Source organism: Neisseria viridiae, assembly GCF_962747995.1.
GTDB classification, from domain to species: domain Bacteria; phylum Pseudomonadota; class Gammaproteobacteria; order Burkholderiales; family Neisseriaceae; genus Neisseria; species Neisseria viridiae.
The window spans coordinates 86,194-104,360 of record NZ_CAUJAJ010000003.1 but is presented as its reverse complement, the minus strand read 5'-3'; the positions used below and the strand labels follow the sequence as shown (position 1 = coordinate 104,360).

General features: G+C 52.9%; 11 protein-coding genes. 5 read left to right on the top strand and 6 right to left on the bottom strand.

The genetic code is table 11. The features are described 5' to 3' along the window. Window positions 1–54: 54 nt before the first annotated feature. Together Q9J79_RS03285 and Q9J79_RS03280 are read right to left on the bottom strand one after the other, a co-directional pair. Entirely contained in the window at window positions 55–1,062 is a 1,008-nt protein-coding gene (locus Q9J79_RS03285; protein WP_301912273.1) for an FAD:protein FMN transferase, read from the bottom strand. An 8-nt stretch (window positions 1,063–1,070) separates the two neighbouring features. After that, window positions 1,071–1,865 (bottom strand): thymidylate synthase, encoded by a 795-nt coding sequence (locus tag Q9J79_RS03280; protein WP_301912343.1) that lies wholly within the window; start codon window positions 1,863–1,865, stop codon window positions 1,071–1,073. Window positions 1,866–2,287: 422 nt separating this feature from the next. Here Q9J79_RS03280 and gdhA point away from each other — a divergent pair, with 422 nt between their 5' ends. Continuing rightward, complete coding sequence (gene gdhA / locus Q9J79_RS03275; RefSeq protein WP_301912274.1) at window positions 2,288–3,622, top strand: NADP-specific glutamate dehydrogenase; 1,335 nt, start codon at window positions 2,288–2,290, stop codon at window positions 3,620–3,622. 223 nt (window positions 3,623–3,845) lie between these two features. Here gdhA and Q9J79_RS03270 read toward each other — a convergent pair whose 3' ends face one another. Continuing rightward, the gene (locus tag Q9J79_RS03270) at window positions 3,846–4,625 is read right to left on the bottom strand and encodes a FadR/GntR family transcriptional regulator (RefSeq protein ID WP_301912275.1); all 780 of its coding nucleotides are present in this window, start codon (window positions 4,623–4,625) and stop codon (window positions 3,846–3,848) included. Window positions 4,626–4,967: 342 nt separating this feature from the next. Here Q9J79_RS03270 and Q9J79_RS03265 point away from each other — a divergent pair, with 342 nt between their 5' ends. From Q9J79_RS03265 to Q9J79_RS03255, 3 genes are all read left to right on the top strand, one after another. After that, window positions 4,968–6,611, top strand: coding sequence for a lactate permease LctP family transporter (locus tag Q9J79_RS03265; protein WP_301912276.1), 1,644 nt, complete (start codon window positions 4,968–4,970; stop codon window positions 6,609–6,611). Between the two features lie 179 nt (window positions 6,612–6,790). Then, window positions 6,791–8,794: a TonB-dependent copper receptor gene (locus Q9J79_RS03260; RefSeq protein ID WP_301912277.1), complete on the top strand. Its 2,004-nt coding sequence runs from the start codon at window positions 6,791–6,793 to the stop codon at window positions 8,792–8,794. A gap of 252 nt (window positions 8,795–9,046) precedes the next feature. After that, window positions 9,047–11,206 (top strand): TonB-dependent siderophore receptor, encoded by a 2,160-nt coding sequence (locus Q9J79_RS03255; RefSeq protein ID WP_304685269.1) that lies wholly within the window; start codon window positions 9,047–9,049, stop codon window positions 11,204–11,206. 111 nt (window positions 11,207–11,317) lie between these two features. Here the strand turns inward: Q9J79_RS03255 and mtrE are convergent, their stop codons facing one another. The 3 genes from mtrE to mtrC are packed head-to-tail and all read right to left on the bottom strand — an operon-like array spanning window position 11,318 to window position 17,229. Next, window positions 11,318–12,721 carry a multidrug efflux transporter outer membrane subunit MtrE gene (gene mtrE / locus Q9J79_RS03250; protein WP_301912344.1) on the bottom strand — a complete coding sequence of 468 codons (1,404 nt, stop codon included), beginning with the start codon at window positions 12,719–12,721 and terminating at the stop codon, window positions 11,318–11,320. Window positions 12,722–12,775: 54 nt separating this feature from the next. Further along, complete coding sequence (gene mtrD / locus Q9J79_RS03245; RefSeq protein ID WP_301912280.1) at window positions 12,776–15,979, bottom strand: multidrug efflux RND transporter permease subunit MtrD; 3,204 nt, start codon at window positions 15,977–15,979, stop codon at window positions 12,776–12,778. A gap of 11 nt (window positions 15,980–15,990) precedes the next feature. Then, window positions 15,991–17,229: a multidrug efflux RND transporter periplasmic adaptor subunit MtrC gene (gene mtrC, locus Q9J79_RS03240; protein ID WP_301912281.1), complete on the bottom strand. Its 1,239-nt coding sequence runs from the start codon at window positions 17,227–17,229 to the stop codon at window positions 15,991–15,993. Window positions 17,230–17,476: 247 nt separating this feature from the next. Here mtrC and mtrR point away from each other — a divergent pair, with 247 nt between their 5' ends. Beyond that, a complete protein-coding gene (gene mtrR, locus Q9J79_RS03235; protein WP_301912282.1) occupies window positions 17,477–18,109 on the top strand; it encodes a multidrug efflux system transcriptional repressor MtrR in 633 nt (210 codons plus the stop codon). The last annotated feature ends 58 nt before the right edge of the window (window positions 18,110–18,167 follow it).

Sequence of the window (18,167 nt, the reverse complement as noted above, 5' to 3'; positions counted from 1 at the left end):
GCCCAACGGCAAAATGCCGTCTGAAAGCCTTTCAGACGGCATTTTGCTTCAGGTTCAGCCTATTTCGTTCAAAGTATTGTCCGGCATGACCAGCCAAACCTTAAGCCGCCTGCTTTCGGCAACCGACCGTATCAGCGGCAAATCCATCACGGAAAACGCCGTCGACAAGGCATCGGCAACCGCCGCATCATCCGCCATCACGCTCATGCTTTTATAACGCGGCGTACTCACGCCGGTTCGCGGATCGAACAAATGGGTAAACCTGCCCGCCTTGTCCATCACCGTCCCATAGCCGCCCGAAGTGGCAAACGCCTTGTCTTTCATCGTGATATTTGCCAGCACGCCTTCTTCGTCGTCCGGATTGCGGATGCCGACATTCCACGTCCGCCTGCCGTTTGTATCAAATCCGCGGATTTCACCCATATCGACCAACGCGGCAGGCACGCCGTTTGCTTTAAGCAGCGCAACAACCTTGTCCGTGATATAGCCTTGCGCGATGCCGTTCAAGGACAAACCCATACCCTTTTCGGCAAAACGGATTTCACGGTCATCAAACACCAATTTGTCAAAGCCGACCCGTTTCAGGGCTTCCTTCACGCTATTCTCCGGCGGCGGCGTTTCCGCATCGGGATGGGCGGCAAAATAATCGGCATACAGTTTCCACAAAACCTGAACTGTCGGATCGAATGCCCCTCCGGTCAAAGTATGCATATCCCGACAAATGCTCAACAGTTCCAAGAAATCCGCCGGAGGCGAAGTCAGATAACCGTCCCTGTTCAGGCGGCTGATCAGGCTGTCTTCACGGTAAAGGCTGAACATTTTTTCCAAACGCGCCACTTCCGCCAAAACCTTATTGACCAAATCCGCCGCCTGTCTGTCGTCCACACCGAACAGGCGCAGCTCCGCGCCGGAACCCAGCGCGACACCTTTCCAGAAAAACACATTTTCATTGCGTTTTTCATCATCGGCGGCAAAAGGATTCGGCAAAAAAGAAACCGCCGCGCCCGCCGCAGCAACAGCGGCAACCGTCAAAAAACGCCTGCGCCCGAAATGCCTGCCCATACCGCCTCCTAAACCGACACTGCCGCCTTGATGTGCGGATGCGGATCGTAGCTTTCCAACTCAAAATCTTCAAATTTGAAGGCAAACAAATCTTTGACTTCAGGATTGATTTTCATCACAGGCAAGGCACGCGGTTCGCGTTCCAACTGCAATGCGGCCTGCTCGAAATGGTTGCGGTACAAATGCGCGTCGCCAAACGTATGGACAAACTCGCCCGCCTCCAGCCCGCACACTTGCGCCATCATCATCGTCAACAGCGCGTAGCTGGCAATATTAAACGGCACACCAAGGAAAATATCCGCGCTGCGCTGGTAAAGCTGGCAGGACAGTTTGCCGTCGGCAACGTAAAACTGAAACAGCGCGTGGCAAGGCGGCAAGGCCATCTCATCGACCAAAGCCGGATTCCATGCCGATACAATCAGACGGCGTGAGTCCGGATTCTTCTTGATTTGTTCCACCACATTGGCAATTTGGTCGATATGGCGGCCGTCGGGCGCGGGCCAGCTGCGCCATTGGTAGCCGTACACCGGACCTAAATCGCCGTTTTCGTCCGCCCACTCATCCCAAATGGAAACATTGTTGTCCTTCAGGTATTTGATATTGGTATCGCCTTTGAGGAACCAAAGCAGCTCGTGAATAATCGAGCGCAAATGCAGCTTTTTGGTCGTCAGCAGCGGAAAACCTTTGCCCAAGTCAAAACGCATCTGATAACCGAATACGGAGCGCGTGCCCGTACCGGTGCGGTCTGATTTGTCCGTACCGTTGTCGAGGACGTGGCGCATCAAGTCCAAATAGGCCTTCATCATCATCTTTCATCAAGTTGAACGGCGCATATTGTAACATTTCCGGCCAACGCCCGAGTCCGGACAAGCGCGCACGCCGCCCCACCGGACGCTCAAAACGCGAGTACGGTCAGGCAAGATTGTTGACAATTTTAGTCATTCTCCACAGCAAAAGCAGGCGTGAAAACAAAATTACCTTGATTGTAATCAAAAAATCTAGTTTAATTACTTAGAATAAAATTCCAATAATATTTTTATCTGCGAAATTAATTTATGATTATTGATTGATTATCGGCAACAAACATCAAACATCGAAAATATGGAAAAAATAATGTCAACAATTTGTGCCAAATCGGGCTTGGCATCAGAAAAAAATAGGTTTATATTGCTACCTACAAATTTGTTTTCCCATTAGTACAATATCAACCAAAAGGAGTATCCGAATGACTGACCTGAACACCCTGTTTGCCAACCTCAAACAACGCAACCCCAATCAGGAGCCGTTCCATCAGGCGGTTGAAGAAGTCTTCATGAGCCTCGATCCGTTTTTGGCAAAAAATCCGAAATACACCCAGCAAAGCCTGCTGGAACGCATCGTCGAACCCGAACGCGTCGTCATGTTCCGCGTAACCTGGCAGGACGATAAAGGACAAGTCCAAGTCAACCGGGGCTACCGCGTGCAAATGAGTTCCGCCATCGGCCCTTACAAAGGCGGTCTGCGCTTCCACCCGACCGTCGATTTGGGCGTGTTGAAATTCCTCGCTTTTGAACAAGTGTTCAAAAACGCCTTGACCACCCTGCCTATGGGCGGCGGCAAAGGCGGTTCCGACTTCGACCCCAAAGGCAAATCCGATGCCGAAGTAATGCGCTTCTGCCAAGCCTTTATGACCGAACTCTACCGCCACATCGGCGCAGACACCGATGTTCCGGCCGGCGACATCGGCGTAGGCGGACGCGAAATCGGCTACCTGTTCGGACAATACAAAAAAATCCGCAATGAATTCACTTCCGTCCTGACCGGAAAAGGTTTGGAATGGGGCGGCAGCCTCATCCGCCCCGAGGCGACCGGCTACGGCTGCGTCTATTTCGCACAAGCCATGCTGCAAACCCGCAATGACGGCTTTGAAGGCAAACGCGTCCTGATTTCAGGCTCCGGCAACGTGGCGCAATACGCTGCCGAAAAAGCCATCCAACTGGGCGCGAAAGTACTGACCGTTTCCGACTCCAACGGCTTCGTCCTCTTCCCCGACAGCGGTATGACCGAAGCGCAACTCGCCGCACTTATCGAACTGAAAGAAGTCCGCCGCGAACGGGTTGCCACTTATGCCAAAGAGCAAGGTTTGCAATACTTTGAAAACCAAAAACCGTGGAACGTTGCCGCCGAAATCGCCCTGCCCTGCGCGACTCAAAACGAATTGGACGAAGAAGCCGCCAAAACCCTGTTGGCAAACGGCTGCTACGTTGTTGCCGAAGGTGCGAACATGCCGTCGACTTTGGGCGCGGTCGAGCAATTTATCAAAGCCGGCATCCTCTACGCCCCGGGCAAAGCCTCCAACGCCGGCGGCGTGGCAACTTCGGGCTTGGAAATGAGCCAAAACGCCATCCGCCTGTCTTGGACGCGCGAAGAAGTGGACAACCGCTTATTTGAGATTATGCAAAGCATCCACGAATCCTGCCTGAAATACGGCAAAGTCGGCGACAAAGTGAACTATGTCAATGGTGCGAATATTGCCGGTTTCGTCAAAGTTGCCGATGCGATGCTGGCGCAAGGCTTCTAAGCAAACGCCGCCGACCCGCAAACAAAATGCCGTCCGAACCGCAAATGCTGTTCAGACGGCATTTCCTTATCCGGGCATTTCAAACCTTTTTTCCTGTGTTTGGATACCCGGCCGATTCCATCTGTTTGCAAGTGAAAAGCCGCGTATTTCCGTTTGGGCGCAAACCGGCTCCATTGAATAAAGGCTGTCCGATTGTTGGCGCGCTATGCCGTCTGAACGGCATTCACACCGCCCAATCCTGCACACGTTTCAAATCGTTTTGCGCCAAAGTATCCGCGTGGCGGTTACGGCTCTGATATTCCCTGTCTTTCAATATGCTGCTTGCCACATAATTCAAATGTGCCTTTGCCGCCTCCGAAGCCTCGCCCGGCCGGCGGTTCGATATCGCCTCATACAATACACGGTGCTGCGCCATCAGTTTCGGACGCGGATCTTCTTCCTGATTCAGATAAATAAGGCTGCTGCGCGTCTGCCGGTACAGCATTTTCAACAAACCGCCCGACAAATGGCTGAACAACAAATTGTGCGCCGCATCCGCAATCGTCTGATGAAAGCTGACATCGGCTTCGCTCTGATGTTCCAAATTGCCGCTTCCGCACGCTTCCTCAAACTTTTCAAGCCAAAACCGAATCCGCTTCAAATCGGCATCCGTCCGGCGTTCTGCCGCCAATGCCGCCATACAGCCCTCGATGTGGCAGCTGAAATCAAAAACATCCTGTTCCCAATTGGAATGTTTGCCCAAAAGCTCCTGCCAACTTTGCAAAAAATCCTGCTGCGGCTTGACCGAAACATAATAACCGTCGCCCTGCCTCGCTTCCAAAACCTGACGGGCAACCAAAACATTCAATGCCGACCTGACCGACGGGCGCGAAACGCCGAACTCTTCCGCCAAAACGCGTTCGGGCGGAATCTTGCCCCCTTCCGCGTAAACCCCTTCCACGATACGGCCTTCCAATACCGACAATACCTGATCGCTGATTTTCTGCGGCCTTATCAATTTCATAATCGCATTCTCCTTCTATCGGTTTTCTGCCAAACTTTCTCCGAAATATAAATAAAATTGGACTGACCAACAAACATAAATTCTAATAATACAACACTCCCACCGTCAACCGCATTACAGGCCCAACATGGCAACCCCCTTCAGAACTACATTCAATTACATTTTTAAATAAAATACTATCTTGATTATTAAGGAATAAAATTAATATTCTTTTAAAAATCATCATTTGTATTGAAAAATATATTGACTGGTATATTAAAGTTTCGTAAAGTAGCCTCGTATTATCTTAATTGGTTTGACCAATTTTATTAATCATAAAAATATTTTCGGAGATGCTCAATTATGGAAACTTGGGTTCAAAACTACACGGCAATCGGCGGCAGCCTGTATCTGACTGCCGCCGCCGCACTCTTACCCATCGTCTTTTTCTTTGCCGCGCTGACCGTCCTGAAGCTGAAAGGCTATCAGGCGGGGCTTTATACGCTGCTGATTGCGCTTGCCGTTGCCGTATTCGGCTTCGGGATGCCGGCGGGTATGGCGGTTTCTTCCGCGCTGTACGGCTTCGCTTACGGCTTGTGGCCGATTGCCTGGATTATCGTTACCGCCGTGTTCCTATATAAAATTACCGTAAAAACAGGGCAGTTCGATATTATCCGCGCCTCTGTTATTTCAATTACAGAAGACCAACGCCTGCAAATGCTGCTGGTCGGCTTCTCCTTCGGCGCATTCCTCGAAGGCGCGGCAGGCTTCGGCGCGCCGGTGGCGATTACCGCCGCTTTGCTGGTGGGCTTGGGCTTCAATCCGCTCTACGCCGCAGGTTTGTGTTTGATTGCCAACACCGCGCCCGTGGCTTTCGGCGCGATGGGCATTCCGGTTTTGGTTGCCGGACAAGTGTCCAACCTCGATCCTTACCACATCGGTCAAGTCGCCGGCCGCCAGCTTCCTATCCTTTCAGTTATCGTACCCTTCTGGCTGGTTGCCATGATGGACGGTATGCGCGGCATACGCCAAACTTGGCCTGCCGTATTGGTGGCGGGCGTGTCTTTCGCCGTTACCCAATTCATTACCGCCAACTTCATCGGCCCGGAATTGCCCGACGTAACCTCCGCACTGGTCAGCCTGATTTGCCTGTCCGCCTTCCTGAAAAAATGGCAGCCTAAAGAAATCTTCACGTTCAACGGCATGAAAAAACCGTCCGAACGCAAAGCGGGCGAATACACGGCAGGACAAATCATCAAAGCTTGGTCGCCCTTTGCCATTCTGACCGTTTTCGTCAGCGTGTGGACGATTAAGGGCGTAAAAGAGGCTTTGGGCGTTGCCACCGTCAAATTCGACTGGCCGATGCTGCACAACCTGGTGCAAAAAGCCGCGCCCATCGTCAGCGAACCGACACCATACGCCGCCGTGTTCAAAATCGACTTCCTCGGCGCAGTCGGTACGGCAATCCTGTTTGCTTCCATCGTTTCCGCCGCTTTACTGAAAATGAAACCTTCCGAAGCCGTCGGCACTTTCTTTGAAACGCTCAAAGAACTGCGCCTGTCCATCCTGTCTATCGGTTTGGTACTCGGTTTCGCATTCGTGGCAAACTATTCAGGACTGTCGTCTACATTGGCACTCGTCCTTGCCGCTACCGGTGCCGTGTTCCCGTTCTTCTCGCCGTTCCTCGGCTGGCTGGGCGTATTCCTGACCGGTTCGGACACCTCCGCCAACGCACTCTTCGGTTCGCTGCAAGCCAGCACCGCGCATCAAATCGGTGTTACCCCCGAGCTGACCGTTGCCGCCAATACGACCGGCGGCGTAACAGGCAAAATGATTTCCCCTCAATCCATCGCCATCGCATGTGCGGCAGTAGGCTTAGAGGGCAAGGAATCCAACCTGTTCCGCTTCACCGTGAAACACAGCCTGATTTTCTGTAGCTTTGTCGGTCTTCTCACCCTCCTACAGGCATATGTTTTACCGTGGACGCTGATTTTCTTTAATAAATAACCCGTCTTTCAAAATGCCGTCTGAAGCCTTTTCCGCTTCAGACGGCATTTTTTTATCGGGTCGGTACATTCATTATTGATGTATGTTAAACAAAGTGCATTTTCTGATACATCGTTCAGTTTAGTTTTATATACTACTTTAGGACTAACACAACAACCCTCTATTTAAGTAGATTAGATATGAAAACTACCCACTTCCTACTCCTTCCCCTCGCAGCCGCGCTAAGCCAAGCATGGGCAGCCCCTGTTGCGGAAGAAACCGCCGAACTCTCCCCCGTTACCGTTACCGGAACACAGCAGCAAAAAGCCAACACAGTCAAATTCAACCCTAAAGCCACCCTCCAGCCCCTACCGGCAGGCGACGGCGCGGATTTGCTGCAATCTGTCCCCAACATGAGCATCATCCGCAAAGGCGGTAGCTCGGGCGATCCATTGTTCCGCGGTTTGGGCGGCTCGCGCCTTGCCATCAACGCAGACGACCAGTTCGTTTACGGCGGCTGTTCCAACCGCATGGACCCGCCCACTTCCTACATCCACCCCAGCACCTTTGATGAAGTTGTCGTAACCAAAGGTCCGCAAACCGTTACCCAAGGGATGGGTTTGATCAGCGGTTCGGTACATTTCGTCCGTAAAGATCCAACCTTCCACGAACAACCCTACTCCTTCAACGGCAGCACCACATTAGGCAACAGCGGCAGACGCGATGCCTCCTTTGAAGCCGGTGCGGGTGGCAAATACGGTTATGCCCGCCTCAATGTCTCACACAACGAATCCGACGACTATAAAGACGGAGCAGGCAACCGCGTACATTCCAACTTTAAACGCGACAGCCAAATGGTTCAGTTGGGCGTTACCCCGACCGAAAACACCACCATCGCCGGCACATACGAACGCAGCCGCGGTAAAGCCGCCTACGCCGACCGTATGATGGACGGCAGCAAATTCGACCGCGACGCATGGAATGTCCGCATCAGCCAACGCAATATCACACCATGGTTGAGCGAAATCGAGGCACGCTACGGCTCCAGCGAAATCGACCACGTTATGGACACCTACAGCCTGCGCCCCGTCGGTATGATGGGCAAGGCAGCCATTAACCCCAAACGCCGCACCGATACCGGCAATCTGAAAGCCACTTTCGATTGGGACAACGTCAACCTTCAAACCGGCATCGACTATATGCGCGACCGCCATACCGAACGCAACGGCAATGAAAACTACGCTTCGAGTCCTTTCAAGCCTACCCAAAGCTTTGACCAACTGGGCGGCTTTGCCGAAACGGCTTGGCAACGTACTGACAAGCAAAAACTGATTGCCGGCTTCCGTCATGACCAAGTAACAGGTACATACGAAGACAAGGCAGACTCCGATCCCCTCAAAAAAACCAAATACCCCTTGAATTCGGGCTTCTTCCGATTTGAACAAAAACTGGGTGATACCAAATACTACGCAGGCTTCGGTATCGCCCAACGTGCGCCCGACTACTGGGAACGCAAAGAACCGAAAAATCTCCGAAAAGAAACCAACCGCCAACTTGATGCAGGTCTGATTTGGAACAGCGGAAATTGGCACGTCTCCGCCTCTGTATTTGCAGGCAAAATCCGCGACTATATCCTGATCGAACAGCACATGATGCCCCACAGCGGACATGGCGGACACGGGCATGGCGGACACGGACACGGACATATCATGACCATGGCGCGCAACATCGACGCTACCCGTTTCGGCGGCGAACTTGAAGCCAAATGGCAGTTTGCACCAAGCTGGAGCATCAGCAGCAACCTTGCCTACACGCGCGGTAAAAACACGACCGACAATCTGCCGTTGGCACAAACACCTCCGCTCGAATGGAACAACACCCTTGCCTTCGACAACGGCAAATTCAGCGCGGGCGCACTGTGGAAACTGGTTGCCAAACAAAACCGCTACGCCAAAGGACAGGGCAACATCATCGGTCAGGACATCGGCGCATCCGCAGGCTTTGGCGTACTTTCCGTCAATGCAGGTTGGAAATTCAACAAATACGCCACCCTGCAAGGCGGCGTGGACAACGTCTTTAACAAAACCTATGCCGAATTCGTCAGCAGAAGCGGAGGATTTGTCGATCCTGCCGCCGGCATCAAAACCACCCGCGTCAACGAACCCGGCCGCACCGCTTGGTTAAGGCTGCAAGCCAAGTTCTAAACGCCTGCATTTTAAAATGCCGTCTGAAACCTTATCGTTTCAGACGGCATTTTTTGCAAGGTGCGACAATCCGTCGTTCCGCTAGCATTGCCTTTTTCCCCTCATATCACGGTTTAATATAAATCTTTATAACTAGATAAATAGATATATTTTGACAACAGTCAAACTAATCCTAAATAATATTTACACTAACTAGTATAATTACAACATTTTGCTAAAATCCCGCCGCCCAAACCACTAAAAGGAAAAATCATGCATACCCCCCCCCGCCATTCACGCACTGCGCTTGCCGTATCATCCGCACTCATGCTGTTATGCGCCGCGCACGTCTCCGCCGCAGATATTGCCGCCCTTCCGGAAATACACGTCAAAGAACTGGGAAAACAAACGGCTTCCAACTACACCATCCCCGCTTCTTCCGCAGCCACAGGCATCAAGCTGACCCAGCGTGAAACGCCGCAATCCCTGTCTGTCGTAACGGCAAAACAAATCGAAGACCAAGGCTTGGATACCTTGCAGGACGTATTGAAACAAACACCGGGCGTGTTCCACAGCAAAATGGGCAACAACGTATCCGGTCATAGCCAATTTATTTCGCGCAGTCAGGCGATTGACAGCATTTCCGTAGACGGTGCGCCCAAATTCCTTTACGACTACAAAGCCATCCGCCGCGGCACCAACAATCTGGACAGCGAATTGTATGACCAAGTCGTCGTCGTGCGCGGCGCAAGCGGTTTGTCCAACGGCGGTATGGGCGAGCCGGGCGGCACGGTTGCTTTGGAACGCAAAAAACCGACTGCCAAACCTGCCGTCAGCGTCGAAGCCGGTGTCGGTTCGTGGAAGCACTACCGCTTCGTCCTTGATGCCAATCAGCCTTTAAATGCAGACAATACCTTGCGCGGCCGCGCTATTTTGGTCAGCGACCACGGCGGCGATTACCTGCCGAACACTTCGCGCCACAATCATACGTTCTACGGCATTCTCTCCTACGACATTGCCCCTCAGACTCAGTGGAATATCGGTACGGAAATACACCGTTTCCGCAATAAAGGTAGCTCGCGTTTCAGCTATCTGACGGCAGCAGGCAATAAGAAAGACGGATTCATACCGTTTGAGGCTTCGCCGCGTAGCAATTCCTCGGCAAAATGGGCTTACGGCAAAGACACCAGTGCCGAAGTGTTCACTTCCCTCAGCCATGAATTTGACAACGGCTGGAAACTGACAGGCAATTACAGCTATCTGACAGGTAAAAGCGACATCGTTTCAGGCATTGCCGGTACATACAAAATCAATACCGACTACTCCGCGCTTTTCACTTCAGACCGCGACCGCAGCAAATACCGCGACCAAGATTTCTCCCTGACCTTGGACGGCGACTATCCGGCATTGGGCCGCTCGCATGAATTTAATGCGGGCATCAGCTATCAGGACAACAAAGAAAACCTGTCTTTCTATGAAGAAGGCGAGTCGAAAATTCCTGATTTGCGCCTCTTTAACGGCAACATTGCCAAACCCGATATGCCGTATTCGCGCGATGGTTTTACCGATATGAAAAACCTGTCGGTTTACGGCTCGACCCGTTTCAAACTGACCGACAAGCTGGCATTGATAGGCGGCGGACGTTTTGTAGATTGGCGGTACCGTTACAGCACTGACCGTAACAAATTCGCTTACAGCAGCCACAAACAAAACGTTTTCATTCCTTATTTGGGTGTAACTTATGATCTAGACGACAACCTGACTGCCTATGCGTCCTACACCACCATCTTCCGCCCACAAGTGCGCAACCTGACCAAAGACGGCAAACCGCTCGAACCGCAACGCGGCAAAACCTACGAGACCGGTTTGAAAGCCTCGTGGTTTGAAGGCCGTCTGAATGCTTCCGCGTCTGTGTTTATGAACAAACGCGACCATGTGGGCGTGGTTGAAGGCGAATTCGCGAATGGCGATGAATACTACCGTGCAGTCAACAACACCACGACAAAAGGCGTGGAACTCTCTGTCGGCGGCCGCCTAAGTGATAAATGGCTGCTGAATGCGTCTTATGCACGTTCTAAAATCAAAGACAGCAAAGGGGTTCAACTTCATCCGTCTTATCCGGTTCATCTGTTCAAACTCTTTACCGCGTATGACCTAACCGACCGTTTGAACCTGGGCGCAAACGTCAACTGGCAAAGCCGCAGCCACACGCTGGACGAATATCCCGCAGATATCAACCCGGCTGCCGCCGCTGCATTGACCCAACGCCCATACGCTACGCTGGATTTGACCGCGCATTACAAAATCGGCAAATCCACCCGCATCGGTTTGGACTTTGAAAACGTGTTCAACAAACGCTACCGCACGATGCCCGACATCCATGTTTACGGCACGCCGCGCAGCCTGACCGCAACCGTCAAACATACCTTCTAAACGAATACGGCCTGCCGTCTTGAAAGGCAGGCAGGTACCGGAAACCGTTTTAAAGAAAGAAATGCCGTCTGAAACCTTATCGTTTCAGACGGCATTTGGTTGCCCGACCGGTTATTTGTCGGTTTGGGTATCCCGTTTCAATCCGCCGCCGAGTGCCTTGTACAAATCGGCAAGGTTTTCGGCGCGGGTCAGTTGTGCCGACAAAGCCGCACCTTCCGCCGCATAGCTGCTGCGTTCCGCATCGAGCAAGTCGAGCGCGCCGGATACGCCGTGTTTGTAACGCAGTCCGACCAAGCGCAACGCTTCTTTAGAGGCGCGGCTTTGTTTGCTTAAAGCGGCATAGGCTTTATCCAGCTGCTCGCGCGCGGTCAATGCGTTTGCCACGTCTTGAAATGCGGATTGGACGGCGGATTCATAGGCAACGATTTGTGCCTGTTGGCGCAGTTTTGCCACATCGAGGTTGGCTTTGTTCGTTCCCCAAGTAAAAATCGGCAGGGTAATGGAAGGCGCGAACGACCAAACGCCCGTGCCGCTTTTGAACAGCCCGCCCAATTCGGCAGAACCCGTACCGACGCTTCCGGTCAGGCGGATGGATGGGAAAAAGGCGGCGCGTGCCGCACCGATATTGGCGTTCGCCTGTTTGAGCGCGTGTTCGGCGGCGCGGATGTCGGGACGGTCGAGCAGCACTTCGGAACTCAAACCGGCCGGCAGTTTTTCAACAAAAAACTGCTTGTCCAACGGCAAACCGGCGGGCAGGTCATTAGGTATCGGTTGGTTAATCAGGGTTGCCAAGGCATTGCGCGCCTGTTCGCGGCTGCGCGCGGCATTGGCATAATCGGCTTTGGCAGATTCGATCAGGGCTTCCTGCTGACGCAGGGCGACGGCGGAAATCACGCCTGCCTTGTAACGCAATTCTGAAAGCTTGTAGGTTTCCTCGCGCGTTTTCAAAACACGTTGTGCCAAAGACATCGCTTCTTCGGCATAACGCTCGTTAAAATAGGCTTTGGCAACGGTGGCAATCAGGCTCAAATGTGCCGCATCGCGGTTGGCGGTGCTGGCGAAATAGCCTTGCAGTGCTGCTTCGCTGCTGCTGCGGACGCGTCCGAACAGGTCGAGTTCGTAAGATGCCGCACCCAGTCCGACATTGTAGCTGCTGCTGACATTGCCGCCGCTCAAGCTGCCTTGACGCGAGCCGTTCGCATTGGCGGCAAGCGTGGGCAGGAGGTTGTTGCGTTCAATCATGTATTGTTTGCGGTAGATTTCGCTGTTCAATACGGCGGTACGCAAACTGGTATTGCGCTCGAGTGCGATGTCGATCAGCTTTTGCAGGCGCGGGTCGGCAAAATAGTCATGCCAACCTAAATCGACGGCGCGGATGCCGCTGTCGGCGGTATCGTTTTTAAACGTTTCCGTAACTTCGACTTTGGGCTGCTCGTATTGGGGAATCATGGTGCAGGCAGACAATGCAAAGGCTGCTGCAACAGAAGTCAAGGTAGTTTTCAATGTAGTATCCATAAAAAAGTCCTGATGCCGTCTGAAAACCCGTAGGCGTTCAGACGGCATGGTTGCTTAATGTTGGCTATCGTCCGAACCGGTAATGCCCGCTTCGGCGGCGTGTTTTACTGCCATTTCGTGTTCGTGTGCGGTTTCTTTGAAGAATTTGCGCACCACCACATAGAAAAGCGGAACAAGGAACACGGACAAAAGCGTGCCGATGAGCATCCCCCAGAATACGGTTGTACCGATGGCGCGCTGGCTGGCAGAACTTGCACCACCGGCAATATACAGGGGGACCACGCCCAAAATAAAGGCGAACGAGGTCATGATAATCGGACGGAAACGCAGGCGGGCGGCTTCCAAAGCGGCTTCGACCGCGCTTTTGCCTTGTGCTTGAAGGTCTTTGGCAAATTCGATAATCAGAATCGCGTTTTTCGCACTCAAGCCCATCACGGTAACGAAACCGACTTGGAAGTAGATGTCGTTGGCAAACGAGGGAACGCTGCCCAACAATCCTTCAAACAGGTTGCGCCCGGTTACACCTGCCGCCGCCCCTGCCAAGCCTAAAGGCATCACAAGCAGAACGGCCAGCGGAATAGACCAGCTTTCATAAAGTGCGGCAAGCACGAGGAAAACGGCGGCGGCGGCAAGCGCGTAAAGGGCAACGGTTTGCGAACCGCCTTTTGCCTCTTCGCGCGACTGTCCGCCCCACTCCAGGCTGTAACCGCCGCCCATTTCGTCAACCATTTTTTGAACCGCCGCCATAGCCTGCCCGGTGGAAACACCTGTTGCGGGCGAAGCGGACAGATCCATCGAGGGATAACCGTTGAAGCGCACGCTCTGTTCCGTACCGTTTTCCCAAGAAACAGTGGCAATGGTGGAAAGCGGTACGGCAACGCCGGATTTATTCGGCACGGTCAGGTTCAAAATATCGGCAGGCTGCATACGGGCATCCCCGTCTGCCTGCACCATCACGCGCTGCAGACGGCCTTGGTTCGGGAAGTCGCTGACATAAGACGAACTCAGCGCGCTTGCCAATGCGGTGCGGATGTCGGCAAACGAAATGCCTTGTGCGGCTGCGGCGGCACGGTTGATGTCGATTTTCAACTGCGGCGCATCTTCCAAACCGCCGGCACGGACGGTGCTGGGGTCAAACAAACCGCTGGCCCGCATTTTTTGAATCAACTCGTTGCGCTTCGCCAGCAATGCGGTATGGCCGGTGTTGTTGCGGTCTTGCAGGTTGATGCTCAAACCGGAACCGTTACCCAACTCCATAATCGGAGGCGGGACGATGGCGATGCCGAAACCGTCTTTCAGCGTCCCCATCATCATACCCGTCAACTTGCCGGCAATCGAAACGGCATCACTGCCCGGGGCGGTACGTTCGTTCCAATCCTTAAGCATCGCAAAACCCATCGCCATATTCTGACCGCTGCCCGAAAAGCTGAAGCCGGAAACGGTGATGATGTTTTCGATTTCGGGAATGCTTTTCGCCAACTGGGTAACTTGTGCCAAAGTCGCATCGGTGCGTTCTTTGGTCGCACCCGCAGGCAGTTGCACGCTGACCATGACAAAGCCTTGATCTTCGGTGGGCAGGAAGGAAGTCGGCAGGCGCATAAACAGGAATACGCCGACAACCGCCAAGCCCATGTAAACCACCATCATGCGCAAAGTCTTACGCAGCACTTTGGCAACCCAGCCTTCGTAGCCGTGTGTCCAGTTGTCGAATTTTTTGTTGAACCAACCGAAGAAACCTTTTTTCTCTTCGTGATGCCCTTTCGGGATGGCCTTCAACATTGTGGCACACAAAGCAGGTGTGAGCGTCAGCGCGAGGAAGGCGGAGAAGGCTATCGATGCCGCCATAGTCAGTGCAAACTGCTTATAGATATTGCCCGTCGCCCCGCTGAACATAGCCAGAGGAACGAATACAGACATCAAAACAGCAGTAATACCGATTACCGCACCGGAAATCTGACCCATTGCTTTTTTGGTTGCAGCCTTAGGCGGCAGGCCTTCACCCGCCATAATGCGCTCGACGTTTTCAACCACCACAATCGCGTCATCGACCACGATACCGATGACCAAAACCATCGCAAACATGGTCAGTACGTTAATCGACATCCCCATATAAGAGATGAAGGCGAAACCGCCCAACAGGGAAATCGGTACGACGATGGTCGGAATCAGCGTATAACGGATGTTTTGCAGGAAGAGGTACATCACGACAAACACCAGCACCATCGCTTCGATTAAAGTGTGAATCACTTTTTCAATCGAAATTTCGACGAATTTGGAAGTATCGTAAGGGGTTTTCCAGCTCATACCCTGCGGAAAGTATTTTTCCAACGTCGCCATGCGTTCTTTCACCGCCTTTGCCGTCGCCATCGCATTGCCGCTGTTGGACAGCATCACCGCCATACCGGTGGTATTTACACCGTTCAGGCGGGTTGAGGAAGAATAGTCTTCCATACCCAGTCCGACCTTCGCCACATCCTTCAGATAAACATTAGAACCGTCGGTATTGGCGCGGAGGATAACGTTGCCGAATTCTTCCGCCGTACTCAACTGCCCTTGCGCCGTTACGGTAGCCGTAACCGTCTGTCCGCGCACAGCGGGAAGCGAACCGATAGAACCTGCGGAAATCTGGATATTCTGCGCCGACAGCGCGCTGCCGACATCGGCAAACGACAAATTGTAGTTTTGCAGTTTCTTAGGATCGACCCAAATCCGCATCGCGCGTTGCGCGCCGAACAGGCGTACCTGCCCCACGCCTTCGATACGCTGCAACTCGGGAACGACGTTGCGCTGCGCGTAGTCGTTCATCTCCTCGGTTGACTGTACGTCTGACGACAGCATCACAATCATCAAGAAATTGGAACGCGCTTTGGATACGGTAACGCCGTACTGTTGAACGGTTGCCGGCAACATGCTCAATACTTCGGAAAGCTTGTTCTGCACCTCCACCTGCGCCAAATCTTCATTGGTTTCAGGCGTAAACGTCAAACTCACGCTGCCGCTGCCGCTCGAATCGGCGGAAGTGGACATATAATCCAAACCTTCCACGCCGTTCATATTCCGCTCGATAACGGAAAGTACACTGTCTTCCATCACTTGTGCGGACGCGCCCGGATAAGTGGCCCTCAGGGTAATATTCGGTGCGGCAACAGACGGATATTGCGAAACAGGCAAGCTTTTAATGCCGAAAATACCCGCCGCAATAATGAAAATCGAAATAACCCACGCGAAAATGGGGCGGTCGATAAAGAATTTAGCCATCGATGCCTTCCTTATTTCGCTTCAGAAGCAGGTTTGGCTTCAGATGCCGTCTGAACGCCGGCTTGAGGGGCAGAGGCTTGGTTTTCAGACGGCATCCATTCTTTAGGCGTTACCTTTTTCGCCCCCGTCATACCGGCGATACTGATGCCTTCCACAACCACCTTGTCCCCGTCCTTCAGACCTGACGTAACAATCCAATTCGCACCCTGCTGTTGTGCAACCGTTACCTCGCGGGGTTCCATACCGCCTTGGACGTTCACAATCATCACGGTATCTTTCGCACCGCGCGTTACCGCCTGCTGTGGAACGATGAATGCATTATCCACCGCCACTTGATCCATCAGCACGCGCACATACAGGCCGGGCATCAGGATATTCTGATCGTTCGGCACGGCGGCACGCAGGGTGATCTGACCGGTCGATTCGTCAACGGTCGGATCGGCAAACAGCAGACGGCCTTTTTCAGGATAAACCGTGCCGTCGTCAAATTTGATGCCGACCGCAATCGCACCATCCGCCGCCAGCAGCTTGCCTTCGGCTATCTGACGGCGCAGTTTCATCACTTCGGATGCAGACTGAGTAACGTTCACATACATCGGATTGGTTTGGCGGATAGTCACCAGTACGGTCGCATCGCCCGCATTCAACAGCGTACCTTCGGAAACTTTGGACTGACCGATAAAGCCGGAAATCGGCGCGGTAATGCGCGAACGGTTCAGATTGATGCCGGCGGATTTGATTGCCGCCTGCGCCGCTTTAACGCCTGCCTCGGCAGAACGTTTCGCCGTTACCGCAGCATCGTACTCTTGTTTACTGATGGCATCGGCGGAAACCAGCGGTTTGTAACGCGCCAAATCCGCATCCGCTTTGGCAAGCGTTGCCTGTGCCGTTGCCAGTTGCGCGCGCGCGCTTTCCAGACTTGCTTCATAAGTGGAACTGTCAATCTGATACAGCGGCTGTCCGGCACGGACATAACTGCCTTCTTGGAACAGGCGTTTTTGAATGATGCCGCCGACTTGCGCGCGGACATCGGCGGTACGCAGCGATTCCAAACGTCCCGGCAACTCGACGGTCAATGCAACGGTTTGCGGATGGACGGTCACGACACCGACGACGGGGGCAGGGGCTTCCCGACCAGCAGGCTGCCCGCCCTGTGCCGCGTCTCCGCCTTTACCGCAAGACGACAGTGCCAACGCGACAGAGGCAGCCAACGCGGCCGCACGCATTGCCTTAGAAGCATAAAAAGCCATTATTTATCCTATCTGTATGATTTTATTAAAGGATTTTAGATTTAACAGAAATTCCCGTTTCAAAATACAAAACCGCCTGCTTCGGCATCCCTGTATTCAAACGGGTTGCAAAGCAGGTGGGTTCGGCACTTCGGCACTGGGAAACTGTCTCAATTTCAGGGGCGTTATTATACATACACGATTGCACGGATACAAAGTCTTTTTTATAATCCCAACCGTCAAACCGCGCCGGAACGAAAACGCCATTATGAGAAAAACCAAAACCGAAGCCTTGAAAACCAAAGAGCACCTGATGCTTGCCGCCTTGGAAACCTTTTACCGCAAAGGGATTGCGCGCACCTCGCTCAACGAAATCGCCCAAGCCGCCGGCGTAACGCGCGGAGCGCTCTATTGGCATTTCAAAAATAAGGAAGACTTGTTTGACGCGCTGTTCCAACGTATCTGCGACGACATCGAAAACTGCATCGCGCAAGATGCCGCAAATGCCGAAGGAGAATCTTGGACGGTATTCCGCCACACGCTGCTGCACTTTTTCGAGCGGCTGCAAAGCAACGACATCCACTACAAATTCCACAACATCCTGTTTTTAAAATGCGAACACACGGAGCAAAACGCCGCCGTTATCGCCATTGCCCGCAAGCATCAGGCAATCTGGCGCGAAAAAATTACCGCCGTTTTGACCGAAGCGGTGGAAAATCAAGATTTGGCAGACGATTTGGACAAGGAAACGGCGGTCATCTTCATCAAATCAACCTTGGACGGGCTGATTTGGCGTTGGCTCTCTTCCGGTGAAAATTTCGATTTGGGCAAAACCGCCCCGCGCATCATCGGGATAATGATGGACAACTTGGAAAACCATCCCTGCCTGCGCCGGAAATAATCAAGCCTTGGTAAAAATGCCGTCTGAAAACCTTGTTCTGTTTTCAGACGGCATTTGT

Coding starts and splice junctions, on each gene's coding strand:
- gdhA (WP_301912274.1), top strand. CDS start 2,288: ATGACTGACCTGAACACCCTGTTTGCCAACCTCAAACAACGCAACCCC.
- mtrC (WP_301912281.1), bottom strand. CDS start 17,229: ATGGCTTTTTATGCTTCTAAGGCAATGCGTGCGGCCGCGTTGGCTGCC.
- Q9J79_RS03270 (WP_301912275.1), bottom strand. CDS start 4,625: ATGAAATTGATAAGGCCGCAGAAAATCAGCGATCAGGTATTGTCGGTA.
- mtrE (WP_301912344.1), bottom strand. CDS start 12,721: ATGGATACTACATTGAAAACTACCTTGACTTCTGTTGCAGCAGCCTTT.
- Q9J79_RS03255 (WP_304685269.1), top strand. CDS start 9,047: ATGCATACCCCCCCCCGCCATTCACGCACTGCGCTTGCCGTATCATCC.
- Q9J79_RS03260 (WP_301912277.1), top strand. CDS start 6,791: ATGAAAACTACCCACTTCCTACTCCTTCCCCTCGCAGCCGCGCTAAGC.
- mtrD (WP_301912280.1), bottom strand. CDS start 15,979: ATGGCTAAATTCTTTATCGACCGCCCCATTTTCGCGTGGGTTATTTCG.
- Q9J79_RS03265 (WP_301912276.1), top strand. CDS start 4,968: ATGGAAACTTGGGTTCAAAACTACACGGCAATCGGCGGCAGCCTGTAT.
- Q9J79_RS03285 (WP_301912273.1), bottom strand. CDS start 1,062: ATGGGCAGGCATTTCGGGCGCAGGCGTTTTTTGACGGTTGCCGCTGTT.
- mtrR (WP_301912282.1), top strand. CDS start 17,477: ATGAGAAAAACCAAAACCGAAGCCTTGAAAACCAAAGAGCACCTGATG.
- Q9J79_RS03280 (WP_301912343.1), bottom strand. CDS start 1,865: ATGAAGGCCTATTTGGACTTGATGCGCCACGTCCTCGACAACGGTACG.